Origin of the sequence: Aminobacter anthyllidis, assembly GCF_018555685.1 — a bacterium.
Lineage (GTDB): Bacteria > Pseudomonadota > Alphaproteobacteria > Rhizobiales > Rhizobiaceae > Aminobacter > Aminobacter anthyllidis.
Genome location: NZ_JAFLWW010000012.1, coordinates 41377 through 65935 on the forward strand (window position 1 = coordinate 41377; position 24559 = coordinate 65935).

Annotated in this window: 18 protein-coding genes and 10 pseudogenes; 7 read left to right on the forward strand and 21 right to left on the reverse strand. The window is 60.3% G+C overall.

All coding sequences use genetic code 11. The annotated features are described in order from the left end of the window. Nucleotides 1–11 precede the first annotated feature (11 nt). The 3 genes and pseudogenes from J1C56_RS28410 to J1C56_RS28420 form a co-directional block, all read left to right on the forward strand. Nucleotides 12–2426: a phosphopantetheine-binding protein gene (locus J1C56_RS28410; protein ID WP_275945187.1), complete on the forward strand. Its 2415-nt coding sequence runs from the start codon at nucleotides 12–14 to the stop codon at nucleotides 2424–2426. A gap of 82 nt (nucleotides 2427–2508) precedes the next feature. Continuing rightward, nucleotides 2509–3120 carry a 4'-phosphopantetheinyl transferase family protein gene (locus J1C56_RS28415; protein ID WP_214393342.1) on the forward strand — a complete coding sequence of 204 codons (612 nt, stop codon included), beginning with the start codon at nucleotides 2509–2511 and terminating at the stop codon, nucleotides 3118–3120. A gap of 60 nt (nucleotides 3121–3180) precedes the next feature. Continuing rightward, nucleotides 3181–3418: pseudogene (locus J1C56_RS28420) on the forward strand (transposase); the annotation flags it as partial. Between the two features lie 98 nt (nucleotides 3419–3516). Here J1C56_RS28420 and J1C56_RS28425 read toward each other — a convergent pair. The 4 genes and pseudogenes from J1C56_RS28425 to J1C56_RS33355 form a co-directional block, all read right to left on the reverse strand. Then, nucleotides 3517–4213 (reverse strand): annotated as a pseudogene (locus J1C56_RS28425) (IS6 family transposase). A 305-nt stretch (nucleotides 4214–4518) separates the two neighbouring features. Further along, nucleotides 4519–4878: a hypothetical protein gene (locus tag J1C56_RS28430; RefSeq protein ID WP_214393343.1), complete on the reverse strand. Its 360-nt coding sequence runs from the start codon at nucleotides 4876–4878 to the stop codon at nucleotides 4519–4521. A 427-nt stretch (nucleotides 4879–5305) separates the two neighbouring features. Continuing rightward, nucleotides 5306–6232 carry an HNH endonuclease gene (locus J1C56_RS28435; protein WP_214393344.1) on the reverse strand — a complete coding sequence of 309 codons (927 nt, stop codon included), beginning with the start codon at nucleotides 6230–6232 and terminating at the stop codon, nucleotides 5306–5308. Nucleotides 6233–6370: 138 nt separating this feature from the next. Continuing rightward, nucleotides 6371–6601 carry a hypothetical protein gene (locus tag J1C56_RS33355; protein WP_275945188.1) on the reverse strand — a complete coding sequence of 77 codons (231 nt, stop codon included), beginning with the start codon at nucleotides 6599–6601 and terminating at the stop codon, nucleotides 6371–6373. A 745-nt stretch (nucleotides 6602–7346) separates the two neighbouring features. Here J1C56_RS33355 and J1C56_RS33140 point away from each other — a divergent pair. After that, nucleotides 7347–7859 carry a hypothetical protein gene (locus tag J1C56_RS33140; RefSeq protein ID WP_246592071.1) on the forward strand — a complete coding sequence of 171 codons (513 nt, stop codon included), beginning with the start codon at nucleotides 7347–7349 and terminating at the stop codon, nucleotides 7857–7859. A 761-nt stretch (nucleotides 7860–8620) separates the two neighbouring features. Here the strand turns inward: J1C56_RS33140 and J1C56_RS28455 are convergent. The 12 genes and pseudogenes from J1C56_RS28455 to J1C56_RS28505 form a co-directional block, all read right to left on the reverse strand. Continuing rightward, entirely contained in the window at nucleotides 8621–8917 is a 297-nt protein-coding gene (locus J1C56_RS28455; protein WP_214393345.1) for a type II toxin-antitoxin system RelE/ParE family toxin, read from the reverse strand. Beyond that, nucleotides 8914–9180 carry a type II toxin-antitoxin system ParD family antitoxin gene (locus J1C56_RS28460; protein ID WP_127253916.1) on the reverse strand — a complete coding sequence of 89 codons (267 nt, stop codon included), beginning with the start codon at nucleotides 9178–9180 and terminating at the stop codon, nucleotides 8914–8916. The genes J1C56_RS28455 and J1C56_RS28460 overlap by 4 nt, the downstream gene beginning before the upstream one ends. Before the next feature lie 216 nt (nucleotides 9181–9396). Next, nucleotides 9397–10161, reverse strand: a complete 765-nt coding sequence (locus J1C56_RS28465) for an ABC transporter ATP-binding protein (protein ID WP_214393346.1) — start codon at nucleotides 10159–10161, stop codon at nucleotides 9397–9399. 24 nt (nucleotides 10162–10185) lie between these two features. After that, nucleotides 10186–11184, reverse strand: a complete 999-nt coding sequence (locus tag J1C56_RS28470; protein WP_214393347.1) for an ABC transporter substrate-binding protein — start codon at nucleotides 11182–11184, stop codon at nucleotides 10186–10188. 37 nt (nucleotides 11185–11221) lie between these two features. Beyond that, nucleotides 11222–11968 (reverse strand): annotated as a pseudogene (locus J1C56_RS28475) (ABC transporter permease); the annotation flags it as partial. 136 nt (nucleotides 11969–12104) lie between these two features. Next, nucleotides 12105–13453 (reverse strand): annotated as a pseudogene (locus tag J1C56_RS28480) (LLM class flavin-dependent oxidoreductase). A 48-nt stretch (nucleotides 13454–13501) separates the two neighbouring features. Then, nucleotides 13502–14434, reverse strand: a pseudogene (locus J1C56_RS28485) (TauD/TfdA dioxygenase family protein). A 79-nt stretch (nucleotides 14435–14513) separates the two neighbouring features. Then, nucleotides 14514–15155 carry an FMN reductase gene (gene msuE / locus J1C56_RS28490; RefSeq protein ID WP_214393348.1) on the reverse strand — a complete coding sequence of 214 codons (642 nt, stop codon included), beginning with the start codon at nucleotides 15153–15155 and terminating at the stop codon, nucleotides 14514–14516. Nucleotides 15156–15766: 611 nt separating this feature from the next. Further along, nucleotides 15767–15931: a GrpB family protein gene (locus J1C56_RS33785; RefSeq protein WP_420797440.1), complete on the reverse strand. Its 165-nt coding sequence runs from the start codon at nucleotides 15929–15931 to the stop codon at nucleotides 15767–15769. A gap of 100 nt (nucleotides 15932–16031) precedes the next feature. After that, nucleotides 16032–16274 (reverse strand): annotated as a pseudogene (locus J1C56_RS33790) (GrpB family protein); the annotation flags it as partial. A 118-nt stretch (nucleotides 16275–16392) separates the two neighbouring features. After that, nucleotides 16393–16536, reverse strand: coding sequence for a hypothetical protein (locus J1C56_RS28500; RefSeq protein ID WP_214393350.1), 144 nt, complete (start codon nucleotides 16534–16536; stop codon nucleotides 16393–16395). A gap of 102 nt (nucleotides 16537–16638) precedes the next feature. After that, nucleotides 16639–17934: pseudogene (locus tag J1C56_RS28505) on the reverse strand (DUF2130 domain-containing protein). A gap of 71 nt (nucleotides 17935–18005) precedes the next feature. On the opposite strand from J1C56_RS28505, the gene J1C56_RS28510 reads away from it, so the two are divergent. Beyond that, a complete protein-coding gene (locus J1C56_RS28510) occupies nucleotides 18006–18323 on the forward strand; it encodes a hypothetical protein (protein ID WP_214393351.1) in 318 nt (105 codons plus the stop codon). A 222-nt stretch (nucleotides 18324–18545) separates the two neighbouring features. On the opposite strand, the gene J1C56_RS28515 is transcribed toward J1C56_RS28510, so the two are convergent. The 5 genes and pseudogenes from J1C56_RS28515 to J1C56_RS28535 all read right to left on the reverse strand — a co-directional run bounded on the left by J1C56_RS28515 (nucleotide 18546) and on the right by J1C56_RS28535 (nucleotide 23475). Continuing rightward, nucleotides 18546–19892: an LLM class flavin-dependent oxidoreductase gene (locus J1C56_RS28515; protein WP_214393352.1), complete on the reverse strand. Its 1347-nt coding sequence runs from the start codon at nucleotides 19890–19892 to the stop codon at nucleotides 18546–18548. Nucleotides 19893–19939: 47 nt separating this feature from the next. Beyond that, nucleotides 19940–20648: pseudogene (locus tag J1C56_RS28520) on the reverse strand (ABC transporter ATP-binding protein). Then, entirely contained in the window at nucleotides 20585–21538 is a 954-nt protein-coding gene (locus J1C56_RS28525; RefSeq protein WP_214392401.1) for an IS481 family transposase, read from the reverse strand. Before J1C56_RS28525 ends, J1C56_RS28520 begins: the two are co-directional and overlap by 64 nt. A gap of 147 nt (nucleotides 21539–21685) precedes the next feature. Next, nucleotides 21686–22539: pseudogene (locus J1C56_RS28530) on the reverse strand (ABC transporter permease). Nucleotides 22540–22569: 30 nt separating this feature from the next. After that, the gene (locus tag J1C56_RS28535; RefSeq protein ID WP_214393431.1) at nucleotides 22570–23475 is read right to left on the reverse strand and encodes an ABC transporter substrate-binding protein; all 906 of its coding nucleotides are present in this window, start codon (nucleotides 23473–23475) and stop codon (nucleotides 22570–22572) included. Nucleotides 23476–23869: 394 nt separating this feature from the next. On the opposite strand from J1C56_RS28535, the gene J1C56_RS28540 reads away from it, so the two are divergent. Together J1C56_RS28540 and J1C56_RS33795 are read left to right on the forward strand one after the other, a co-directional pair. Then, complete coding sequence (locus J1C56_RS28540) at nucleotides 23870–24256, forward strand: hypothetical protein (protein WP_214393432.1); 387 nt, start codon at nucleotides 23870–23872, stop codon at nucleotides 24254–24256. A gap of 172 nt (nucleotides 24257–24428) precedes the next feature. Then, nucleotides 24429–24536 (forward strand): annotated as a pseudogene (locus J1C56_RS33795) (hypothetical protein); the annotation flags it as partial. Between the last annotated feature and the right edge of the window lie 23 nt (nucleotides 24537–24559).

The window sequence follows — 24559 nt, forward strand, 5'->3', positions numbered from 1 at the left end:
GGGGGGCATACATGCCCTGCAATGCTATCTGTCACATCTGGCAAGACATGCGGACAACTGCTCGATTCACATCGACTGGACTTGCGCCGCGGGGCGCGGTCGAGACGGCGCTGGCGCAGATCTGGGCGGAGCTTCTCGGTGTCGAGCGCATCGGGCGCCACGACAACTTCTTCGAACTCGGCGGACATTCCCTGCTGGCCGTGCAGCTGCTCAGCCGGCTGTCGCGGGCTGTTGGGGTCGAACTGCCGCTGACTAGGCTGTTCGCCAGGCCGGTGCTTTCCGATCTGGCCGAAAGCGTCGTCGAGGTGTTGAGCCGCTCCGGTCCGCAAGACCTGCCGGCGATTGTTGCCGTATCGCGCAATGAGCCGCTTGTGCCCTCGTTTGCGCAGCAGCGGATATGGTTTTTGCCGCAGCTGGACGAGGGCAGTACCAACTATCATATTCCGCTGGCCTTGCGGCTGCGCGGCGTGCTCGACCGCAGCGCCTGGCAGCGCAGCCTTGACCGTCTGTTTGCCCGCCATGAGGCGCTGCGCAGTGTCTTTGTCGCGTCGGAGGGCAAGCCGCGGGTTGAGGTTCTGCCGCCGGAGGCAGGGCTGCCGGTGCTGGAGCACGATCTGCGGGACAGGCCGGATGCAGAGGCGGCGCTTCTCAATGTTTATGGACCTACTGAGGCAACGATTGACGCGACGGCCTGGGTGTATTCCGCTGGATTAAACAGGCCAGTTGTCCCCATCGGGCGTCCGATTGCGAACACGCGGGTGTATCTGCTGGATGCTCATGGTGCTCCTGTGCCGTTCGGGGCGGTGGGCGAGCTTTACATTGGCGGGGCGGGTGTTGCGCGTGGTTACCTGAACCGGCCCGAGCTGACGGCTGAGCGGTTTTTGGCCGATCCGTTCAGCGATGAGACCGGCGCCCGGATCTACAAGACCGGCGACCTGGCGCGCTATCTGCCGGACGGCAATCTGGAGTTTTTGGGCCGCAACGACGACCAGGTGAAGATCCGCGGCTTCCGCATCGAGCCGGGCGAGATCGCGGCGCGGCTCATCGAGCACGCCTGGGTGCGCGAGGCGGTGGTGGTGGCGCGCCAGGACCGGGCCGGCGACAAGCACCTTGTCGCCTATGTCGTGTGCGCGCCGGAGGCCGGCTCGGACGACGACGATGGAGACGGGCTTGCCGTCGCCTTGCGCGCGCATCTGGCCAGCCTGCTGCCGCACTACATGGTGCCGTCGGCGTTCGTGCGGCTGGCGGCGCTGCCGCTGACGGTGAACGGCAAGCTCGACCGCAAGGCGCTGCCGGCCCCCGACGACGAGGCCTATGCGCGCACCGCCTATGAGGCGCCGCAGGGCGCGGTCGAGACGGCGCTGGCCGGGATCTGGGCAGAGCTTCTCGGTGTCGAGCGGGTCGGGCGCCACGACAACTTCTTCGAACTGGGTGGCCACTCGCTCCTGGCGGTGCAGCTACTCAGCCGAGCATCAGATCTTGGCCTGAATTTTAGCGCTGCCGATGCCTTCCAGGCCCCAGTTCTAAAGGACCTTGCATCGAAGGTTCATTTGGAGCCACAGCCCAGCAGTGCGGGAGTGATTTCCGTTCAAGCAACCGGATCGCAGCCACCGCTGTTCTTTGTTCCCACAGGTTTCGGCGATTGTTCCTATGTCGTCAGTTTGGTTAAGGAAATGAATGTAGACTGTCCCGTCTTTGCTTTGCCATGGCCGTCTTTCGATGAAGCTCGTCCACTGACCCTTGAAGCGATTGCTGACACGGTCATCTTGGAAATCAAAGAAATTCAGCCCCACGGTCCATACCGCTTCGCAGGATATTCGTCGGGCGGCATCCTCGCCTACGCCATAGCCCAGCGCTTACTGGCCCTGGATGAAACCGTGTCCTTCATGGCGTTCATCGATGTTACGTTATTTGCGAATCGATCGAGCATGTCCCCCTCTCTGATCGTCCGAAACATGGTGTTGGAGCGTTTCGAATCGTTGAATGATGAAACCTTCGAAGTTTTGAAACGCTTTGCTGGACAATGTTCAATTGCTCAGCTGATTGAAAAGGCGAAGAGAATTGGGGCGATACCTCCGGATCGTGATCTCCACGATGACATTCTGATGTCGGAAAGAACCGCCCAATTTCATAGGGCATTGCAGGCGTATCAAGTTCCGTCCCTGCCAATCGAGATACATCAGTTCTATGCCATGGAGCCTCTCATCAGCCGTCGGATACCACCTGATAAAGCCTCAACAGGCCCAGAGGCTCGTTCGCCTATGCGCGGCTGGGACCGAGTCTTGAGTCCGGAGGCTATTACTGCCGTACCGATTGTAGGCGACCACGTGACGATGATCTCGGATCGCGACAATCCCCAAATGTCGGAGAGTTCTGGCTCGGTGATCCAAAGATGGGAAGCATATTTGGTCTGCCGCCGCTGCTGATCGACGACCGAGTCGGGCAACTTCAAGGCCAAGCTGCATTGGCTGAGCTTCTCATCCGACAAGCTCAAAGGGACCAGATAGAATGGAGACTATCACCATTGATCAACAGAACATCCTCGTCGGCATCCGTCCAATAGAACCGGGCGACGAATCCACCTTATACGATTCCGAAGTTACCTCGTTGGGACGCGCTGTTACCAAAGTTCGCCGCCAAAGCGGTGCTGCAAGAGTAGTCGCCAGAACACTCCTTGGGCAACTGGGATTCCCACTATTGCCGATTCTAAAGACGCGCTCTGGTGTTCCGATCTGGCCACCCGGCGTCGTCGGATCTTTGGCGCACCACGATACCGTAGCCGCCGCCGCCATTGCAGGGACGAAAAGGATTGCGGCTCTCGGCATCGACATTGAGCCTAATGAACCTCTGCCGGAGAACCTGATCGAATTGATTGCCACCCCTAACGAGCAACGCATGTACGATCTACATCTGCTCAAGCGGCGGGACCTCTTCGTTTTGAAGGAGGCGGTATATAAAGCGTATTTTCCACTGCACAATCAGTCCATTGAATTCCAGGACGTGGAAATTGATATCCCTGCGCGGTTAGGACACGTGTCGAAGGCAAATTGCACGTTTTCGCTCGAGTTACTTATTTCCAACAATGTAATCGGGTTGGCGTATTCATGGCCGACAAGGTGACTTTGCCCCGCTGATCTAATCCGGTTGACGTTCGTTCTGGCCCATCGAGAGGGCCAGGACATGAAACGTAGCCGCTTTTCTGAAGAGATCATCGAATTTTGAAGAAAAACGAGGAGGGGTGTCGGTTCGCGATCTGTCCGCAAGCACGGGGTCAGCGACGCCTCGATTACAACTGGAAGGGCCGCTTCGGCGGGAAGGGATGTCCGAGGCTCGGCGACTGAAGGCTCTGGCGGACGAGAACACGCGGCTGAAGCGGCTTCTGGCCGACGCCATGCTCGACAATGCCGCGCTGAAGGATGCCGCGCCAGAAGCCAACTGCCTGCGGGCAACGAGCCAACTTGGCGGGGACCTCACGTTGTCTGCATATACACGCGTTGAGACCTGCAGCCGCTGATGTCAGCTGACCATGGCCACGGCTTTCCATTCCGCCATGGCCTGCAGGCGGTGAATATGTGTAGCGAGAGCGGAGCGTTTTGAGCTGAGCGGGACGAAGAGATTGCGCAGAGCCGAGAAGATCGAAACGAAGGATTGCTGTGCTCCTGGTGATCGGAAGCCTTGCATAATCCCGTTTTCGCAGCGGCACATGCGAATTCCCGGCACGGTTGTTCAATCCCTTATGCGACCGATGCTCGACGTCCGGCATCACCTGTCGCCTGGCTGCTCTATAGGAGCGCAGCTTGTCGGTGATCATGCGCTTCGGCGCGACGCCTTGCTTCTTCAGCAGCCGCGTCAGCAAGCGCTTGGCCGCTTTGGTGTTGCGGCGGTTCTGGACGATCTCGTCGAGCACATAGCCATCCTGGTCAACGGCGCGCCACAACCAGTGTTTCCTGCCGGCGATGGTGATGACGACATCGTCCAGGTGCCAGACATCGTTTCGGCTGTGCTGCTTGCGGCGCAAGCGGCGAGCGTAATGGGGACCGAACTTGATGCCCCACCGGCGGATTGTCTCATACGAAACCACGATCCCGCGCTCCAGCAGCATTTCCTCGACCAGACGCAGGCTCAAGGGGAACCTGTAGTAGAGCCAGACCGCATCGGCGATGGTCTGCGGCGGGAAACGATGGCGCTTGTAGCTGACGGTTGCGGTGTTCATGACATCGGGTCTATGCCGCAAATCCCTGAACGCGAGTTAAGTTGATAACGCCGAGCCAATTTAGCCGATTGTCAGCCTCGGCCGGGTCCGGAAATTCCGGTCCGTATCTACGAGCGGCAGCTATGGGTCGCACTCTGCCGTCTGCCAAGGTGCTTGTCCAACGACTGTTGTGTGGCGAAACCGGCCATGTCCCGTCGTGTGAGCGTCGCCGTGGCGCTTAGGGTGTCATTTCGCCCCCTACCGGAATCGACCCGGGAAGCTCGGCAAATGAAAGGTGCGCCGGCGGACGCCACGGGTTTCCTTTCTCAGTTGAACTTGATGCTGGCCTGCACGAACATGCCGTAGCGCTCTGCCTGCCAGTCCTCGACCTGCGGGAGGGAGGAACGACCGGCCGGAGTCTCTTCGAGATGCGCGGCAGCTTCAGATGCCACCCTCCAGTAGCGGGCTCCGACGCCGATGTTGAACAAATCCGTGACCTTGTAGTTCAACACCGCCTCGAGTTGGACCCCATGCCCGTCGCCGTCTTCAGGAAGGGGGTTGATCTCTGGGCGCAGATGGTGCCGATCTTTGCCGTTTAATCGCGTGAACAGGAACGCCACGTCGCCAGAAAGGCTAAGTCGTTCGGTGAGTTGCGTCTGCCCGGCTAGTCCGAATCCGGCGGACATTCTTGCCTGCAACCATCAGCAGGTATTGAACTGCGCGGCAAATCTGTACTTTGGCGACCGGAGTTCGGGGAACGCTGTACAAGCGATGGCGGCCGCAGTTGCGCAACTGCGGCCACCGACCCGGTTCAACGTCGTGGTGGCTGTATCCGATGGTGGGACCGAAACCCACACTCGCTATGCGGTTGTAGAAGAAAAAGACATTGGCGAGCATGACGCGGTACTCGTTCACGTCAGGGCTGTCAGGTCGGTCCCGCCACGATGGCCCGCGTTCCTAAAGTTCCGACACAAGCCTGTCGTCTTCACCAATAACACGGGCGCAGGCTTTCGGCGCCGGACAACCGCCGCGTCGCGTGTTTGGGACAGCCCACCTTGGCGCAAAGCGCGAGGCTAACGAGCTCGATGCCATACCGGCGTCTCGTCGATATGGTCAGGTGTCCGGTTGCACCGTTCCATCAAAGACCAAGAAGAGGGCGTCTTCGTCCTCCTTAAGCGGTGTTTCGACCCGAAAGGAAAGCGATTCGTCGGGCGCTTGGTAGACCGTTTTGACCTCCAATCTCGGCAGGCTATTGACGATGTCTTGCGCAGGATCAGGCTCACCAAAGAAGCCCATTAAGCGGCGGCTGTGGTTCCACTCAAGTGCCCAAGCCCAAGTCTCAGTCAACGGGTGCTTGCGAGTGATGAGCTTGAAAAAGCCATCAGCGGAGATAGCCAAGAGCCGGCAATCCCAACTCTCGATCGTTCGCATGAAACCAACCATCAGTGGGTTGCCCCAATCGCTGCGGTTGGCAGTCATGACAGGATGGTAGCCATGAAGCCAATATCCACCCTGCCGTGTCTCGTGGTTATAGGTCTGCATGTAGAAGAACGCCGTCAGTTGCAGGCGCGCCAGTTCGAACGCTCGATCATCGTCGATCTGCGGCGGGCTGGAATATTGAAATGACAGTTTGACGCCCGGTCCTAGGGTTCCCTGGATCTTTATCTGTTCGCTACTATCCTTGACCGTCTTTCGAGTCCGGCGGCTGCGTGAGTCTCTCGCCTTTCGTTGGGCATCCTCGATCGCCGCGATGTCGCCATGTCCATAGCGACCCCAGGAATCGGGTTGAAGGGTGATCGCCGAAATGTCGTCCTCAAGATCGGCCTTACGAGAGTTGCAAGGACGGCAAGCATTCAGGATCAGATTCCATTGCCCCTGGAGCTTCCCATCCGGCACGAAGCGGCGCCCGATGACATGCTCCCGTGTCTTGTTGCTGGGAGAAAGGAAGAGCCCGCAATAGACACAGGTCCGATTTCGAAGCGACACGGGGCGCTCGGGTCGGAAATCCATAAGTTCGAAGGCAGGGGCGGGCGTTTCCATAGATCCATGATACCGCCGGACGCCATTTCGGCAAAACCCTATGATAGGGGATTTCGGGCGCCAACGTGCAATGGGCTGCAAAGGCCGCATTGTGGGAAGTAATTATCCTTAAAGCGGGCAGCCGCTCGAGGGTCGGGCTCAAAGCAGTATCAGTTCCGTCATGTGACCGATGTCCAGGATAACCGGATCGGGCTTTTGAAGGAGGGAAACAATCTGCCGATGTAACTTCAACGGCGACGCCGGTTCACCCACGCGCTCCAGAAGCTCTTGCCAAAGCCGCTGCATGGAGATTGGAACGTGTAGACCGCGCGGAACCTGGCGCTGGGCGGCTTGGACGCTTTCGCGTCTTGTGGTGTCGGCCGGGGTCACAAGTCTTCCTGAAAGAGGGGGGCAGTCAGGGGAGGCATCTCGCACTCCTCGGTAGACCTGTTTCCCCGGCCGACGTATTCACATCCGCTATTATCCAGAATTGGTAAAATCGATTGTGTTGATGGAACGCATGCGCGTGGTGGATACACATCTGCCAGTCGCCTGCGACCGACTCAGACGATGCTTCGGCCGGTCAGCCCCTTCCGCGACTTTTGCAGCATCACGTGGGAGTTAACGCTTCCCGCGGTTGACCGGGAACCAAATGTCCGTAGCGCCCATCGGATTTCGGCAGCGGGCCACAAGGGCGCTGGTTCTATCAACGCGGCGACTGCTTCGAGGCCCGCCCGACCCAAAGCATCAGCTTGGCGTTCGCGCGGACGGACAGCGCCGCTCCATGTTGAACAACGAGCTTCCCTCCGGTTCCGTCGAAGGAGCGTCCCTACCGTGATCATCCTGCGAGGTCAGCCGCTCGGCTGAACCGGTCTCAGGGTGACGAACTTTCCCCAACATCAACTGACGTGGTCCCGCCAGTACATTTCGACACTGCCGCCTGAGCGAGGAGGCTCTCCAATGTGATCCGCACGGCCCTCGGAAAACGGGGGTGCTTATACAGGCCCAAATCTCACATCGGTCGCCCGCGGCACAGCCGTTACTTACATCAAGAGTTATGCAGCGGCTGCACGGTATGGTTGCAAATCCAGCACTTTGTGCTAGGAAAGGTGACGCGAAAAGAGGGCCTTTTGAAATGAAGCGGATGCGAGAAGAGGACATTCCGGCGTTCGTGCAGGAGGTAGCCGCGATCGGCTGCGACGTCTGCGCCGTCGGCCCGGCTTACTACTCTATCGGCGATTCTGATGCTCCGCGCGGCAAGCGCAGGGGGCTCTACAAGAAGCTCGCCGACATCGAGGCACGCTATGGCAGCCGCGATCACCTGCGTTACCAGATCGTCGCGCACCTTACCTCGATTGGCCGCTATATCGATGCGCCTCCACCGGACGAGGGAACCTGGATCGATACTGAGCCCCCCGAGTTGGCCAAGGTCACGCCTTACGACGAGGCGCACTTCCCGACCTACGCAGTCCTGCTATTCTCGGAGGCCAAAGGCGTCGATTGGCGCAAGGTGGCACGAGCCATCCTGAACGTTCACCCAGAGCGCCAGGCGGAACGGGCACGCCGGGCCTGGGCATCGCATTTGGCGCGGGCGCGGTGGCTGGCGAAAAGCGGCTACGGGGAGCTTCGCAGCGATTTGTTGCAATAAGGCCCTCGCCACCTGATAAGCCGAAGCTGAATTTGAGCCCGTGTGCGCTGGAACCGCCTTTAGCGCTCCACTCGAGGTCAGTCTATTCGTCCGCAGGCCAGCGATTGATTTTTGATTTTGCTTTGGGTGGTCAGCGGGGCCCTTCACCTGGGGTCCAGCCTCGCAATATCTTCCTTCCAAAAGGTATGAGCCCATTCTTGCCGATTGGGGTCAAACTGAAGGGAAATCCCGACCCGTTGTGCTGAGTCGTTATAAATTCCTTGCACGACTTTCTTAAAGCCGCCCAATGTCTCCATACTAAGGAAAACGTCTCCATCCAGCGTGAAGCGGCTCACTTTCGGTTCCATAAAAAAAGAAGAGAGGGCGGAGTGCCCTCTCTCGAATACTGCGAATGGGTCGATTAATCAACTTGCTTTGAAATAAGCTCGTCGACGTTGCTAAATTCCCAATTAGAAACATTGATCGATGACAATCCGTTTTTTTGGTAGTTGTGATCCACGCGAACTCCGCCCTTCATTCGATTCTCATAAACACGAGAATGAATGTCTTGATAAGTATAGATGCCTTACATCGAGTCATTTTCCGTCATTGAAACGGTCCAGGTGGTTCTTTCGATGCAGCCAAGTTAACATGCATAGGAATGAAATCCTCTTTTGACCTCTGCTGCAGTCGTCTCCTGAAATCGACATCAGTACGGCAGCACGAGCCCGGTCGGCGCGCTGCCGAAGGATCACGCCGAGAACAGCCGGTGCCAATTTATGTTAGTCCTCAAACAGTATCGCGGCATAGTCCATCGCGCCGTGGCGGACATGGATGATCACAATCTGTTCGCGTTCAGCACGGTAGAAAATCAAGTAACCGCCATGAACCCCGCGGCGAATGCCGTGCTGTTCATATCGAGGCACCAAAGAAGCGCCCTTTGGAGTCTCGGCTAAGGCTTCACATTTACCGCGTAGCTCTTGGATGAACGAAAGAGCACGACGAGGATTATCCTTCGCTATGTAGGCGGCAATCCGTTCAAGATCGCTTTCGGCTTCGTCCGAAAACTCAACGATCATGCTGACTTTTCGGCCTGTTCAGCAATAGAGCGATACTTTGCTTCAAGCCGGTCAAAAACGTCGCTCGCGGGCTTCGTTCGACCTGCATCAGCATCGGCAATACCGCGCATGATTGAGGCGTCAAGGGCGAGAAGGCGCGTCTCACGATCTTGAATCAGCCGCACGCCCTCCCGCAGCACTTCACTTTTCGAGCCATAGCGGCCCGTATCGACAAGCTGCTGGATATAGCTTTCGAGCTGTTTACCCAGATCGGCACTGATCATGCGCGAAGCCTCCTTCGGACGAGTTGCGCTCAAGATAGTTCGCTTATCAAGTATTATCAAGACATCACCGTCATCGGCCCGGCCGGGAATTGGCCGGGATGACATCATGACTGCATCAGATCACGACTTGCCTTGAGCCGTTTCGGCCGTTGCGTCCCGCAATTCGTTGGGCCGCGATCAGGCCGATGACGACGCTTGACCGTCTGGCGCGCGACCCTAGTGCAAGCCGAACTCGCGCAGCAATTCTTCACGGTAACGCACGAAGCGGCTTTCGCTACGCTGGCGCGGCCGCGGCAGGTCGACGGTAATCAGCCGCGTCGCGCCGCCCTTCTCCTTGGGCAGGATCAGCACCCGGTCGGCCAGATAGATCGCCTCTTCCAGATCGTGGGTGACCATGACCATGGTGACGTTCTCCTCGCTCCAGATGCGCGCCAGTTCTTCTTGCATGCCGATCTTGGTCATGGCGTCCAGCGCTCCCAGCGGCTCGTCAAGCAGAAGAATCTCGGGCTGGACGGTGAGCGCCCGGGCGATGCCGACGCGCTGCGCCATGCCGCCGGAAAGCTGCCTGGGATAAGCATCGGCGAATTCGGCAAGTCCGACCAGCGCGACGTAGAAGCGGGCGCGTTCCTCGGCTTCACTCTTGGGCACGCCGCGCACTTCGAGGCCGAAGGCGACGTTGCCGAGCACGGTGAGCCAGGGCAGCAGTCGCGGTTCCTGGAAGATCACCGCACGATCGACGCCGACGCCATGCACCGGCTTGCCGTCGATTGCGACACCGCCGCTGTCGGCCGCCTCCAGCCCGGCAAGGATGCGCAGCAGCGTGGTCTTGCCCGAACCGCTGGCGCCGACGATGACCAGGCATTCACCGGAGCGGATGTCGAGGTTGAGCCTCCTCAGCACGGCAAGCTGGCGCCCGCCAAGGCTGAAGGATTTGGAGAGCTCGCGGATCGAGACCTCTCCACCACGGTTGGAACCGGTCATCTCATATCTCAGCTATTTCAGGGCTCAGTTGATCTTGGTTTCGCCGGGCCGGTACAGAATGTCGGCACCTTTCAGTTTGCCCTTGGCCAGGCGGCCGTCACGTTCCAGTACGGCAACCCAGAACTCGATGTCGCGGTCGGTTGCTTTCGCCCCTTCGCGCAGGCCAAAGCCGGTCCAGTAACGCGCGAGCCCGCCATTTTCGCCGCGCTTGTTGAGGATGTCAGCCAGCACCTTGCGGGCTTCGTCCGGATTCTGCCGCGACCAGTCGGAAGCGCGTGCGGACTGTTCAACGAAGTTGCGCGCCGCGTCCGGGTTGGCGGCGATGAAATCACGCCGCAGCACGACGAAGCCGCCGGCGAGTTCGCCCAGCACGTCGGTGTCGTTGAACACGCCGCGCACGCCGCTTTTGGCGACCAGCGCGCCGGCGAAGGTCGCCTGCCAGTAGCCGAGGCCCGCGATATCGACCTGGCGCGAGCGCAAGGTCTGTTCGAGCTGCGGCCCGGGCACGACGACAAGGTTGGCGGCATCCGGCGGCAGGCCAACGCTGTGCAGCGCCTCGCGCACCGTGTAGTCGAGATGGGCGCCGAGCGTGTTGACCGAGATGGTCTTGCCGGCGATATCGGCGATCGATTTGATCGGGCTGTCTTCGAGCACGTAGAAGACGCTTTTGACTTGCCTGTTGATGCCGTTGCTCGGATAGGCGGCGACGAAGTCGTTGCCGCCGGAGATCGAGTTGATCACCGCGGCGGTGGCGGCCGAGCCGATGTCGACGCTGCCAGAGGAAAGCGCAAACAGCGATTCCGGTCCACCGCCGACATAGCCGACGTTCTCCAGTTCGACGCCGAGCCCCTTATAGTAGCCAAGCTCGTCGGCCAATTCATGTGGCGAGATGCTGCCCCGGCTGGCGAGGTAGCGGAATTTGACAGGTGCGGCTTGCGCAAAGGCGAAGCGGGGTAGGCCGGCGGCAATGATACCGGCGGCAAGCGGTGCACCGGCAAGCAGGGAACGACGCGTGATTTTCATGGTCCTATCTTTCCTGGGGTCGAGAGGAGGGGACTGCTCAGTTGACGGGATTACTCCAGCGGCACAGGCGCCGCTGCAGAATAACCAGCGCCTGGTTGGCGATCAGGCCCAAGCCGGCGAGGATGACGATTGCTGCAAACATCAGCGGGATCTGGAAATTGTACTGCGCGTTCATCACCTGGAAGCCAATGCCCTTGTTGGCGCCGATCATCTCGGACGCGATCAGGAGCAGCAGCGCCGTGGTGGCGCTCAGCCTCAAGCCGACGAAGATCGAGGGTACCGCTCCCGGCAGCACGACACGGCGGAACACGGTGAGACGCGTCGCGCCATAGACGCGTGCCATTTCGAGCAGTTTTGGATCGACTTACTTGACGCCGCTGGTGGTGTTGAGCAGCAGCGGAAACAAAGTCGCCCAGAAGATGACAAAGATCTTGGAAGTTTCGCCAAGCCCCAGCAGCAGGATGAACACCGGGTAGAGCGCCAGCGCCGAGGTCTGCCGGAACAGCTGCAGGATCGGATCGAGCGCGGTTTCGACGGCGCGCACCTGGCCCATGAACAGGCCAAGCGGAATGGCGACCGCAACGGCGGCTGCAAAGGCAATGCCGGCGCGCTGCAGACTGATGGCAATGTCGCCGAGCAAGGTACCGCCAGCGAGCCCTTTCCAAAGGGCGGCGCCGATCATGTCGATCGGCGGCAGCACGGCGGCATTGACCCACCCGACGCTGCTCGCCACCTGCCAGAGAGCGAGGAAGGCCAGAAGAACGCCGTAGCGCGACAGGAAGCGGGCGGCGACCCGGCCGCCGCGGGATGTCGGTGTCGAGGCTGGTTCCGTCGCGGCGTGCGCCGATCGTGATCGGCCGCTCGATGTGCTGCAAAGTCATCGTCTTGTCCCTTCCCTGGAAGATTGTTGGCGCGTCGGATTATTCGGCGGCCAGCACGGTCGAGCGAGCTGATGTCCACGGATTTTCCGGCCGCCTGAGGCCCAGGTTCTCGCGCAGCGTCCTGCCTTCGTAAGCGGTGCGGAACAGGCCGCGGCGCTGCAACTCGGGGATGACTAGGTCGACGAAGTCGTCGAGTGCGCCCGGCAGCCATGGCGGCAGGATGTTGAAGCCGTCGGCAGCCTCGCTGGTGAACCATTCCTCCAGCAGGTCGGCCACTTCCGTGGCGCTGCCGACGATGGTGTAGTGGCCGCGCGCCGTCGCCACCCACTGGTAGAGCTGGCGGATGGTGAAGTTGTTCTCGTCGGTGATCTGGCGATCAACGCCTGGCGGCTTTTCAGGCCTTCGGTTTCCCGGCTCGGCGGCAGCGGTCCGTCGAGCGGATAGCCCCTGATGTCGAGCGTCTGGCCAGCCAGCCCGTTGAGCAAGGCAACGCCGTCCTCCGGCAGGATGAGGTCGTTCAGCCGCTGGTATTTTTCCTGCGCTTCTTGCTTTGTATGGCCGACGAAGGGCGCCACGCCCGGCATGATCAGCACTTGGTCGGGATCGCGGCCAACAGCGGCCACGCGCGCCTTGATGTCGCGGTAGAATTCCTGCGCCGTCTCGAGCTTCTGATGGGCGGTGAAGATGACCTCGGCCGAATGCGCGGCAAGCCCACGTCCATCCTCGGACTGTCCGGCCTGCACCACCACCGGATGTCCCTGCACGGGCCGCGGCACGTTGAGCGGGCCCTTGACGCTGAAATGCTCGCCCTTGTGATTGATGTCGTGCAACTTGCCCTTGTCATGGAAGCGACCCGACTGCTTGTCGCGGATGAAGGCGTCGTCCTCCCAGCTGTCCCACAGCGCCTTGACCGTGTCGACATGTTCATGCGCCCGCGCATAGCGGTCGGCATGGTTGGGCTGGACATCGCGGTTGAAATTCTGGGCGGTCTCATCGCCGGCCGAGGTCACGACATTCCAGCCGGCCCGGCCGTTGGACAACAGATCGAGCGAAGCGAATTTGCGTGCCAGCGTAAAGGGCTCCTCATAGGTGGTCGACGCCGTGGCGATGAAGCCAAGATGCGTGGTCAGCGGCGCAAGTGCTGCAAACAGCGTCACCGGCTCGAAGCCAGCGATCTTGCCGTTGCCGCCTTCGCGAGCGCCGAGGCCGACGGTCAGATTGTCGGCCAGGAAATAGGCATCGAACAGGCCGCGCTCGGCGGTCAGTGCCAGTTGCTTGTGGAACTCGAAGTTCGTCGCGCCGTCGGCGGGAGCGTCGGGATGGCGCCAGGCGGCAATATGCTGGCCGCCGCCTGGCAGAAAGGCGGCAAGCTTGATCTGTCTGGACATTGTCAAATCCCTTCTTGTCGCATCAGTTGAAGACATGTCCCCTGGTGTTCAGGCGGCCTTGATCCTTGCCGGCTTGGCGGCCTTCGTCCGAGAGACGCTGCGACGTCCGTCGACGGCGACTGGCACGTCGCCGTCGACCGTGGCGCGGTGGACGACGCGGCGCTGATCGCCGTAGTCATTGACGGCGTAGTGCTGCGTGGCGCGGTTGTCCCAGATCGCCACATCACCGCGCTGCCAACGCCAGCGAATGGTATTCTCCGGTGCGGTAACGTAGGATTGGAACAACTCGTGGATCCGGTGGAAGTCGCTTCTGGACAGGCCGACGAACCGCTGCACGAAGTTGCCGAGAAGGAGGGTGCGCTCACCGGTCTCGGGATGAACCCGCACAACCGGGTGTTCGGTCTCGTAAATCGTCGAAGTAAACACCTCATCGAAGTGTTTTGCTTCCGCCTCTGTCGCCCGCGGTCGCACCGCCGCGTAGTCGTAGGTGTTGCTGTGAACCGCCCAAAGATCGTCGGCGAACCGCTTGAGCGTTGGCGGTAAACTCTCTTAGGCGGCCGCGGTATTCGACCAGATCGTGTCGCCACCGGCCGAAGGAATGACGACGCCGCGCAGGACCGAGAACTTTGGATAGGCGTCAACGAACGTGACGTCAGTGTGCCACTGATCGGCGCGACCGCCGCCACGGCTTGAATCGAGTTCGAGGATTGAGGTCGTGCCGACGATTGACCCCTGGGTTGGATGCGGCACCAAGTCGCCGAGCCGCTGGGCGAAACGCTCCTGCTCGGCATCGTCCAGGTGCCCCTGGTCGCGGAAGAACACGACCTTGTGGCGGAGCAGAAGCTTATTGATCGCCACCACCACAGTGTGGGGTAGATCCCCGGATAAACGAACGTTGCTGATCTCTGCGCCGACGCGTGCGGTGAGGGGAGCAACATCGGCTTCCAGAATGGTTGCATCAATGAAAGCAGGCTTGGTCATGGTTAGTCTCCAGGCGGATTGAGCTTTTGGTTGCGGCTGACGATTGCTCGAAGATCCAGACAGGGCTGGAGAAGGCGCTTCAGGCCAGATTTGCGTTGGAATCTCGGGTCGAAGAGCGCCACTGGCCGCGGGCGATAGCAATGTCCGCCTGAGGCGCGTCGGAATCCGAAACCAACTCGTCTCGAGTTCGCGACGCCAGATAGGGCGCGAATTGCGCGATCGCGCGATCGAGACGATCGGCCAGTATCGGCGAGACCGACATTTGGTCGACGAAGTCGCGTTCTGAAGCATAGATCCCTGTCGCCAGCGTTCGTGCCTCGAAGAACCCGAAGAGCGGCCGCAGCTGATGCTCGACGATCAACGCGTGTCGGTCTCCGCCGCCGGTCGCGGCGAGCAGTACCGGCTTGCCTATGAACGCGGTGGGCTCCAGCAGATCGATGAAATGCTTGAAGAGGCCAGCGTAACTGCCTTTGTAGACCGGGCTTGCGACGACCAGCGCCTCGGCTTGCAGCAGATGGTCAACAAGTCTCCTTGCCTTCGTGTCCAGATCGGAAAGGCGGTGCGCTGCGCCCAGCGAAGGCAGGAACTGGCCAATATCGATGACCTCGAAGCTCCTGTCGTATTGTTGCGCTGTTCGCCTTGCGATCTCTTCGACCAAAGCGCGGGTGCGGGAGGGAGAACTGAAGCTGCCGGAAAATCCGACGATTTCGGGTCTGGTCATCAGGTGCTGTCCCTCTCTTGAAAATGCGGGGGCCGCAGTCGCGACATGGGGACAGAATAGTTATTTCTACAAAATCTATAGAGAAAGGGGATTGCGTGTTTGCATCTACTTGTGAAATTCCTTTCCCCGCTTGTGGCGTTTCAAGCCTCGCCTTTCGATGAACGACGTCATCGTGGTGTGCGCAGCACCGCGCGTGGCTCGGAACGGGTTCTCGCGGCCTAGACGTTTGAACGGGCAGTTGCACTGACGTCGCGCCTGGGAAACGAGGGCGCAAGAGGCTCAGGACCCGTCGTAGCTAGTCGGTCCTCGCTCGCTTAATGGCTTCCTGGTCCTCCGCCCGGCATTCCTCCTTCAGGTTGGCGATGGGGAGCGACTCGATAGTACACTCAGTCGCGACGGAGAATTTGCGGTTAGAACGCCATTATCGCGCTCCAGTCTGACGAGGCCGAAACACAACGGGTCTGCGATGCAGCTCGTCAGCGGCGGAAGCGCATTTACCTCTCCGTCGCCATGTTGGAGGCACCCTCGGCCTCGCAAGACCTGACAAGCGCCGCATCAACATTCGCGGTCTGCCGCCAGCAAAGCGCAGCATCCGTAATCCGGTCGGAAAGTCAGGAGTTCCGCGACCGCATTGACAGTGCTTTGGCGATGAACGCCGTTTTGGCGTTGCTGTATCCGTCTCGATCAGAGCCGAACCTGTCGGCAAGACGCTTCTTGAGAAGCCCGTATGTTTTCGCCGCGTCGCGATTGGCGCGCAGGTAGTCGCGAAAAGCTATATGCCGCGCGAGTTCTGGGTTGGCCGCTCACATACGTAGAGGTGATGCGCCGGCAACCTGCTCGGCTGAATAAAGGCGTGACGCCCACCAATGCCCTCTCACCGTCATACGTATATCCGATTTGCGAGAGTTTGCTGATTGCAACGGAAAGGTCGGCTTCGGTTGGGATCACCACGTCCATGTCGATTATGGGCTTCGCGGCCAAACCGGCGACCGAAGTGCTTCCGATATGCTCAATCTCAAGCGCAGTTGCCCCTAAAGCTCGTACGATCTCATCTCTGATCTGGCCAAAAACAGCGGGCCAGGCGGGATCATAGGGCACGATAATTACAGGATTGATCATTTTTCCAACCGATGGCTTTTGTCGCGCCTAAAGCCTGTGACGTAGCAAACTTTGGGAGTTTTGCGACAGATAGTCCGCTTTGCGGAACAAAGCGGCCGTCAAACTCAGGAAGTTCCGGCTAACGCCCAACGGCAAACGCTGAAAAATCGACGGTGTTCACATAATCGCGGAATGCGGCCTGTGCCTTGGACTGGTTCTTCAGGTTGGGGAAGATCAGCATCATTTCATAGGGCGGAATTTCCCAGCCCGGGAACAATTCCACAAGGGGTGGATGCGGAGGAGGGGCTTGGGCCCTCTGTCTGTCGCGTCCTGGGGTTTCGGCTTAGTCTTTGTGAGGGCGTTCTTGGCCGGCGTGAAGGGTCAACTATTCGGTTTCCGGCGAAGAGGCTTCAATCACCAGCACATCCAGCCCCTCAATCTCCTGCATCACTTTTCCGGCGATACCCTGCAAGTCACCATACATGCCGACGGTCGACCCGATCACCCCTTGGATCTGGGCCTCGCGTTTGGCCCACAGGCGTGTTGTGGCCTTGCGTTCCTTGGCGAGGTCCTCCTGCATGTCCGAGAATTTCTCCACGATCGCCTCGACGCGGTGGCGGAAGCGCGCACCGGTCAGATAGCCGTAAACCTGCTCCATCTTGGTGGCCTGGCCGTCCTGGGCAAGGCGGGAGTTGGCCAGCTCGATCAGGGATTATCGAAGCATGATGGCGATGGGGATCGCGCATTTGGGATGGGCGACATAGACGCCGTCCATAAGATCGAAGGTTTCCACGCCGGAAGGCAACGCTTCCGAGATCATCAGCGCGATATCCGCTTTCGCCGCGCGTTGATCTCCTCTGAGCTTGCCCAGCCAGCCCTGGCTCCAGTTCTTGGTGCGTTTCGATTCCCACAAAATGGCGCCGCATGACTGGCCTGCCGGTCCGACCACGCGGTGCAGGACATCTCCGCCGAACTCGCCCTTGGCGACCGGTTCAATGATGTCCATCGGGAACCGGCTGGCAATAAGGGACTCCAGCTCAAGCTCGAGGACCTCACCCTGCAGCTGCTGGGAGCCCTGCTCGGCACGGCGCTTCAGCTCCTCGATCTGGCGCTGCCTGCCGGCGATCTGTTCTTCTTTTTCCGCAACCTTCATTTGGAGGCCGTCTTCGGCTTCCGTTCTCGCCTTGATGCGAACCGCATCCAATCCTTCCTGGATCTTCTTTTCGATGGTCAGCGCCATCTCCCGCTTTTCATCGTCAAGCGCACGTTGCTGTTTCAGGAATTCCGCCTGTTGCTGCTGGGCCTCGGCGAGCTTTTCGTCGCGCGCCTTCAACGTCGCTTCCAGCTCGGCAAGCTTGTTATCCCTGTTCTCCAGGTCTACCGAAAGCAGCAATTTTGCCTTGCGAGCTTCCTCGACCGCGATTGCGGCACGCTCAAGCTTGATTTGCTCAGCCACCTGATTGCCGATGTCCTCTTTGGCGGCTTCGATCGCGGCCTGCTCGCGTTCAAGCTCATCCTCTCGGGCCGCCATGGACGCGTTGCTCTGCGCCAAGCGCCGTTCATAGTCCTCGCGGGTGGCGGCAATCAGCGGCGCCGCGAGCGACTCGTTGAGCTTGATCTCCGTTTTGCAGCTTGGGCAGCTGATTGTCGGTTCGTTGAGAATCCCGGGCTGGACGGTCATTGGCGCGCTGACTCGGCTGGGGGCTGATGGTCCCAGACTATATTTTGCCGGCCCCTTTTGGAAAAGAACAAATGTCGAACATGACTGTTATCCCCAGCGGAAGGACGGAACGGAGCGGCGAGCTTCCGCTAACATCCACATTTCTCCGCTATTCCGGCGATGCATTCCTCGAGACGCTCCAGGCGGAACTTCGCAATACGAAGTTCATTCCCGGCGTCGAAACGTCGATGGCGTCCCTGCGATGTGGTCGCCACGAGGTCGCGCTCCAGTTCCGCAATGCGCGCACGCACCTCCCGGGCATCGTCCTGACGCAACCCCTTCCTGCCAGTTATGCCACCGAGACCCTAATTTGCGGCAAGCCGAAACACTCAAAATTTAACTTCCGCTAATGCGAGGAAGACGAATAGCCCGGCAAGATAGTCAAGCAATCGGACGCGATCCTGGGAGGTGGCTATCGTCTCCCTAATAAGGCCGCGCCCGAACCGAAAACCAACCGGCCGGATACATGCGCCAGGAGCCGGTCACGACGCGAAACACCGACCAAAGATGCGGGCGAGCATCCTGTGTGCGGTCGAATCCCTCCAAGATTGAATGCCCGCTGCGAAAGCAGCTCAGGCGCTCGCCTTTTGCGGTTGGCTAAACGTATTTTCCGGACGCGGCAGACCGAAATGGTCCCTCAGCGTTGCCCCGTCATAGTCGTGCCGGAAAAGCCCGCGCCTGCGCAAGATCGGCACCACCTCCTCGGCGAATATGTCGAACCCGCCCTGCAGATAGGGCGGCATGATATTGAAGCCATCGGCGGCACCATTGTCGAACCATTCCTGGATGTTGTCGGCGATCTGTTCGGGCGTCCCGGCCTGGACCCAATGCCCGCGCGCCCCTGCGAGGCGGTGGAGCAACTGGCGGATGGTTGGGTTCTCGCGCTCGATGATGTCAAGCACGACATGAAAGCGGCTGCTTGCACCACGCTCGCCCTCGACACTGATGAGCTCGCGCGGAAATGGCCCGTCCAGATCGTAGCTGGAAAGATCAGCGTCGACGATGCGGCGTAGCTGGTGAAGCGAATATTCCGGTTGCGTCAGCTCGTTGAACTCGTCATGCAGCGCGCGGGCTTCGGCCTCGGTGGAACCGATGAAGGGGCTGATGCCGGGCAACACCTTGACGTGGTCAGGGTTGCGGCCAACTGATTTCACGCGCGCCTTGATGTCGGCATAAAATTCCTGCGCGTTGCCGAGTGTCTGATGGGCTGTGAATATCGCCTCGGCATAGCGGCTAGCGAAGGACCGTCCGTCTGGCGATGAACCCGCCTGGAGGTAGACCGGACGTCCCTGCGGCGAGCGCGGAAGCGTGAGCGGGCCCTTCACCCGATGGTATTTGCCGATGTGGTTGATCGGATGGATCTTGTCGGTGTCGGCAAAAATGCCGGACTCCCGGTCCGAGACGAGCGCCTCGTCCTCCCAGCTGTCCCAGAGCTTCGTCACCACGTCAACGAATTCGCCGGCGCGTTCGTAACGATCGGCGTGGGTTGGATGTCGGTCAAAACCGAAATTCAACGCTGCGGACTCGTCACCCGTCGTGACGATGTTCCAACCGCCGCGCCCGCCGCTCAGATGATCGACGGAAGCAAACAGCCTGGCCAGGTTGTAGGGTTCGTTGTAGGTGGTCGAGGCGGTCGCGATGAAGCCTATTTTCTCCGTTACGGCGGCGAGCGCCGAAATCCATGTCAGCGGCTCCAGCCTGAAGCGGCTCGCGTAGCGGATGTTGTCGGCGAGCGCGGGCCCATCGGCGAAGAACAGCGCGTCGAACTTGCTCGTCTCGGCCTTTTTCGCCAGTTCCTGATAATAGGCGATGTCCAGCACCCTCTCAGGGGCGGAATCCTTGTAGCGCCAGCCGGCTTCATGATGGCCGGCAGGATAGATGAAGAGGTTGAGGTTCAACTGTCGTGATTCGGTGGGCATATGTCAGTCCTCCTGGGGGTGACGCTGAGCGACAGGTCGTTGGCTGCTCAAACGGGCAGCGCAGGCTTTGTCTCGACGCCGAGATGACGCAGAAGTTCGGATCGGATCTCGCCGAACCGGCGATGGCCATGATCGCGTGGCCTGGGGATATCGGCGGCGATCGCGCCATTGTCGAGCACCAAAACCCGGTCCGCCAGCGTCACGGCTTCGTCGACATCATGGTGACCAGTAGCACGGCCGGCTGGTGCCGGGCGCAGAGCTGGCGTAACAGATCGTGCATGCGCAGGCGCGTCAGCGCGTCGAGTGCGCCGAACGGCTCGTCCGCCAGCAGCAGGTCAGGTCACGAACCAGCGAGCGCGCCAATGCCACGCGCTGCTGCTCGCCACCAGACAGTTCAACCGGCCATGCGGTTTCGCGGCCGCTCAGGCCAACCTCTTCGAGCGCTACCCGTCCGCGTTCGGCGGCGTCCGGCAGGTCGAGACCAAGAACCACATTCTCCAGCACGCGTTTCCATGGCAACAGTCGGGCATCCTGGAACACCACCGATTTCTTTTCGGGCGTATCGAGTCGGCCGGAGCCGGAGACTTTGTCATCGAGATCGGCGAGCGCGCGCAACAATGTACTCTTGCCCGATCCGCTGCGGCCGAGAAGGGCGACGAACTCCCCCTTCTCGATGTCGAGACTTAGGCCGTCTAGGTGTGGAGCCTCAACAGGTTGTCCTCGGTCAAGGCGAGGCGGCTGATAGGCGTTTTTGATTTTAGGCTGCCATGTGGGCGATGCCAATTGTATCTGTGCAGCCAGACGGGCAGTTCGGCGGCACGGTGATCGGATGTCGGATAGGCTATGGCGTAGGCCCATTCGCGCAGCGCCGTCTGGATGAATCGCTCGGCCTTGCCATTGGTCTTGGGCGTATAGGGCCTTGTGGTGACGTGCTTGAGGCCGAGATCGCGGCAGGCGTTGGCGAAAGCCTTCGATCTGTAGCAGGAGCCGTTGTCGGTCATGACGCGGGCTATGGTGACGCCGAGGCTGGCGTAATAGGCCACCGCCGCCTTGAGGAAAGCGATGGCGCTCTCCTTTTTCTCGTCGGGCAGGATTTGCGAGAAAGCGATACGGGAAGCATCGTCGATGCAGACATGGACGAACTCCCAGCCAGCGCCGCGCGACTTGCCCTTTTGCGGATCGCCGGTGATGCGATGGCCGACTTGGCTGAAACGTCCGAGCTTCTTGATGTCGATATGGATCATCTCGCCGGGATGCTCGCGCTCATAGCGTCGGATCGGTTCGGCCGGCTCGATATCCCTGAGCCGCGACAGCCCGGCACGCCTGAGAACCCGGCTTACGGTGGCAGGCGAGACGCCGACCTCCATGGCGATGTGCTTGCCGGTCAGCCGTAGGCGGCGCAAGGCGACGATGCGCTCGGCCACTGCCTGTTCGGTCATGTCCGGCATGACGTTGGGCCGTGACGAACGGTCGGCCATGCCGTCACGACCTGCGGCCTTGTAGCGCTCGGTCCAACGCGCCACGATCTTGGCCGACACGCCATACATCCGCGCCGCATGGGCTTTGGAAAAACCGCCTTCTATCACCGCCAGCGCCATCTCCTCTCGACGCAGCGGCGTGAGACGGGCATTCTTGTGGATGTTCATTCGGACCCTCCGCTGAGTGCTGAAGCCTGGTAACTCCAGTCTCCTCGGTTCGGTCCGAATGGACAACCTCCTGAAAGCTCACATCTAGGACGGTTCGCGGCCCGAAACGTCTCACAAGGCTCTCGACCCGCACCACGGGCGCGCCGCTCAATCCGCCAAGGTGCGACGCCATGACAGCGACCTTTCCTGGAAGAAGCGGACGATGCCGTCGCAGCCGAGACCGAGCAACGCGTAGACGGCGAGACCGACGATGACGACGTCAGTCTGGCCGTAGTTGCGTGCGAGGTCGATCATGTAGCCGATGCCGCTGGTGGCATTGACCTGTTCGACCACCACCAGAGACAGCCAGGCATAGGTCACCGCGAAACGCAGGCCAAGGAAGAAGCCTGGAAGGGCACCCGGCAGGATGACCTCGCGGATGAATTCGCCGTAGCCCATTCGCAAAGTCTGGGCCAGTTCGACATAACGGTTGTCTATGCTGCGCAAGCTGCTGTGGGTCTGGATATAGATCGGGATCAGCACAGCCAGCGCGATGGCCGTCACCTTCATGCCCTCGCCGATGCCGAACCACAGCATCAGCAGCGGGATCAGGGCGAGCGTCGGTATCGCCCGCTTGATCTGAACAGGGCCGTCGATGATCGCCTCACCAAGTCGGGACAACCCGGAGATGAGTGCAAGCACAGTCCCGATCAGGACTCCGAACACCAGACCCTGTGCTGCCCGCCAGGCGGACGTCATCAAATGATCCGGAAGCTTGCCTTCGGCGATGAGATCAATGGCGGTGCCGACAACGGACCATGGCGCCGGCAGCGTTCTTGGATCGATCAGACCGGCGATACTGCAGGCCCGATCAGCGCGCCAAACGGGATCGCTCGCCCAAGCGCCAGGCGACGCCTCGTCCCGGTCTTATGAGCCTGCACAGCGGGGGGAAACAATCCCCTTTCATCCGATGCGTAGGGAATGGGCAGTGCAACTGCGGCGGTATGTGAGAATGCATTCATCTGCTCGTCTCCAGTGTTGGGAAGCAGGCGTCAGGACGCGTTCAGCGCATTTGCCGCGATCGTCTCGAAGCGCCTGTCGAAAAGATCCTCGGCCTTGATCGGGGGTTTGTTCAGTTCCCTGGCCAGGAGATCGATCGTCGCCTGCTGGCGCGGTGCCCAGTAGTGAACATATTCGCCGAGAGCGGCAGCTTTGGCCGGGTCATCAAGCACCGCCTGTGGCGCATACAGATGGGCTGGATCGTCGCGCAAGCCATGCGGGATAGTGGTCGCGCCGTCGGCACCGTACTGGTGCAGGTAGTGTTTGACGAGGACGCCCCAGATCGGCGCGACGTCGACTTGCTTGCTGGCAAGTGCCACCGGATAGGCATCGCCTTTGCTGGGCAGCTCGATGAGAGTGACATCCTCCTTTTTCAGGCCGGCGGCCTGCAGGACCCTCAGCACCAGCGCGCCTTGCGCCTGACCGGGGCTGAAGGCGATCCGTTTGCCGCGCAAGTCCGCGAGTGTCTTGACCTCGACGCCCGGCGCAATGCCGAGTTGATAAATCGGGTGCGCAACCGGTTCCTTGCGGAACTTCGCGGCAATGATCTTGACCTTGAGCCCCGTCCAGGTGGCGTGGATGGGCGGAATGTCGGCGACCGATCCGACGTCCAGCGCATTGGCGCGAAAAGCTTCGATTGTCTGGGGACCGCCGCTGATATTGGCCCATTCGACCTTGAACGGCAGTTTATCGATGAGGCCCGAGAGTTCCAGTGCCCTTTGCGTCTCGGGGTCGCCGATGCGAAGCACCGTACCCTCCGGGATCTTGGTCGGCAGCTTACCGGCGTCCGCACTGCCCGCCTGGGCACTGAAGGTGGAGGAAGAAGCAACCAAGGTTACCGCAAAAGCGGTCACGAAGGCCCCAAACCTCCTTCTCGAAAATCTCTCCACAGCTGACATCATCGGCTTGCTCCAATTTTGGAAAAGGCCCCTGCCTTCACTGTTCAGTATGTCTATCAATTATATAGACGATAAAGTATCGGATGCTGTTCTTTGCCGCCGGAGGGAAACTCTGTTCGTCTCCAATGCGCATTTGGGGCACGTGTCCCTCAAATGAGGCGGGTTGGGTCGCCGCAGCGCAGGAGTGTTCTGACCGATGCCTGCTTGCGTTCGAAGTCAGTTTAGGCGGGCACGGAGGGACCTCCAAGCAGTGCGTTTGCAGTACAGGAGAGCCGGCGGCCGACGTAAGGCGCTTCTTTGTTGTCGCCTATGAAAAGGCCATCGGTGGCTGGTGTGTGGATAATCAGCGCTGGCGTCTTGCCGATTGCGCCAGCCGGCGCGCACTCTCGCGGCCATGGTGGCGGAGCATGTTGAACTGGCCTTGTTTGAGCAGTCACTCGGCAACATCGAGGGCCTCAATCGACCGTTCGGCGATCGTGTGGCTGACGCCGCGGAGAAAACCGCAGGGTCGGTTCTGTTCGATGTTCGCGTCGACGGCGACGCCTGCGTTCAGCGGATGGCGGCGATTGGATATGGCGCGACCGGCACAGCGATAATCGTGATGGGGAAGAACGGACAACTTAGATGCGCGTCGATAAACGAAGACACCGCTCTTTTGGTGGCAGAATTGGCTGCCTGGAATGCATCTCCGCTGAGTGAGCAAGCGAGGGTTGACCACAGGGCAACGGCCAGCATCCTGCTGGCGAAGCTCCGTATCTCAGGTCACTTCGACCGTCTCTAGCCGGCTCGCCGCTGCTCTTATCGGCCGCCAAGGACGTGTCGATAACGACGTCAAAACCAGACGCCTGTTGAGCCATCCAAGGAGTTGATCACCATCGGTAGGGTCCGCCGTCAATTGCTCAGCGCGCGCCGCTAGCGGCTCGTTCAAGCTGCTTCACCCGATGATGCCGTTCATGACCGAGGAGTTGTGGGCACAGACAGCGGGCGAGAGCAAGGAACGGGCCTCGCTGCTGTGTCATGCCGCGTGGCCGTCGCCGGATTTTCGAGGACGCAGAAGCGGCCGCCGACATCAACTGGCTGGTCG

Bases quoted from the DNA above. Each gene is read 5' to 3' on its own strand.
- J1C56_RS28410 (WP_275945187.1), top strand. From the start codon at position 12: ATGCCCTGCAATGCTATCTGTCACATCTGGCAAGACATGCGGACAACT.
- J1C56_RS28415 (WP_214393342.1), top strand. From the start codon at position 2,509: ATGGAGACTATCACCATTGATCAACAGAACATCCTCGTCGGCATCCGT.
- J1C56_RS28430 (WP_214393343.1), bottom strand. From the start codon at position 4,878: ATGTCCGCCGGATTCGGACTAGCCGGGCAGACGCAACTCACCGAACGA.
- J1C56_RS28435 (WP_214393344.1), bottom strand. From the start codon at position 6,232: ATGGAAACGCCCGCCCCTGCCTTCGAACTTATGGATTTCCGACCCGAG.
- J1C56_RS33140 (WP_246592071.1), top strand. From the start codon at position 7,347: ATGAAGCGGATGCGAGAAGAGGACATTCCGGCGTTCGTGCAGGAGGTA.
- J1C56_RS28455 (WP_214393345.1), bottom strand. From the start codon at position 8,917: ATGATCGTTGAGTTTTCGGACGAAGCCGAAAGCGATCTTGAACGGATT.
- J1C56_RS28460 (WP_127253916.1), bottom strand. From the start codon at position 9,180: ATGATCAGTGCCGATCTGGGTAAACAGCTCGAAAGCTATATCCAGCAG.
- J1C56_RS28465 (WP_214393346.1), bottom strand. From the start codon at position 10,161: ATGACCGGTTCCAACCGTGGTGGAGAGGTCTCGATCCGCGAGCTCTCC.
- J1C56_RS28470 (WP_214393347.1), bottom strand. From the start codon at position 11,184: ATGAAAATCACGCGTCGTTCCCTGCTTGCCGGTGCACCGCTTGCCGCC.
- msuE (WP_214393348.1), bottom strand. From the start codon at position 15,155: ATGACCAGACCCGAAATCGTCGGATTTTCCGGCAGCTTCAGTTCTCCC.
- J1C56_RS28510 (WP_214393351.1), top strand. From the start codon at position 18,006: ATGTCGAACATGACTGTTATCCCCAGCGGAAGGACGGAACGGAGCGGC.
- J1C56_RS28515 (WP_214393352.1), bottom strand. From the start codon at position 19,892: ATGCCCACCGAATCACGACAGTTGAACCTCAACCTCTTCATCTATCCT.
- J1C56_RS28525 (WP_214392401.1), bottom strand. From the start codon at position 21,538: ATGAACATCCACAAGAATGCCCGTCTCACGCCGCTGCGTCGAGAGGAG.
- J1C56_RS28535 (WP_214393431.1), bottom strand. From the start codon at position 23,475: ATGTCAGCTGTGGAGAGATTTTCGAGAAGGAGGTTTGGGGCCTTCGTG.
- J1C56_RS28540 (WP_214393432.1), top strand. From the start codon at position 23,870: ATGGTGGCGGAGCATGTTGAACTGGCCTTGTTTGAGCAGTCACTCGGC.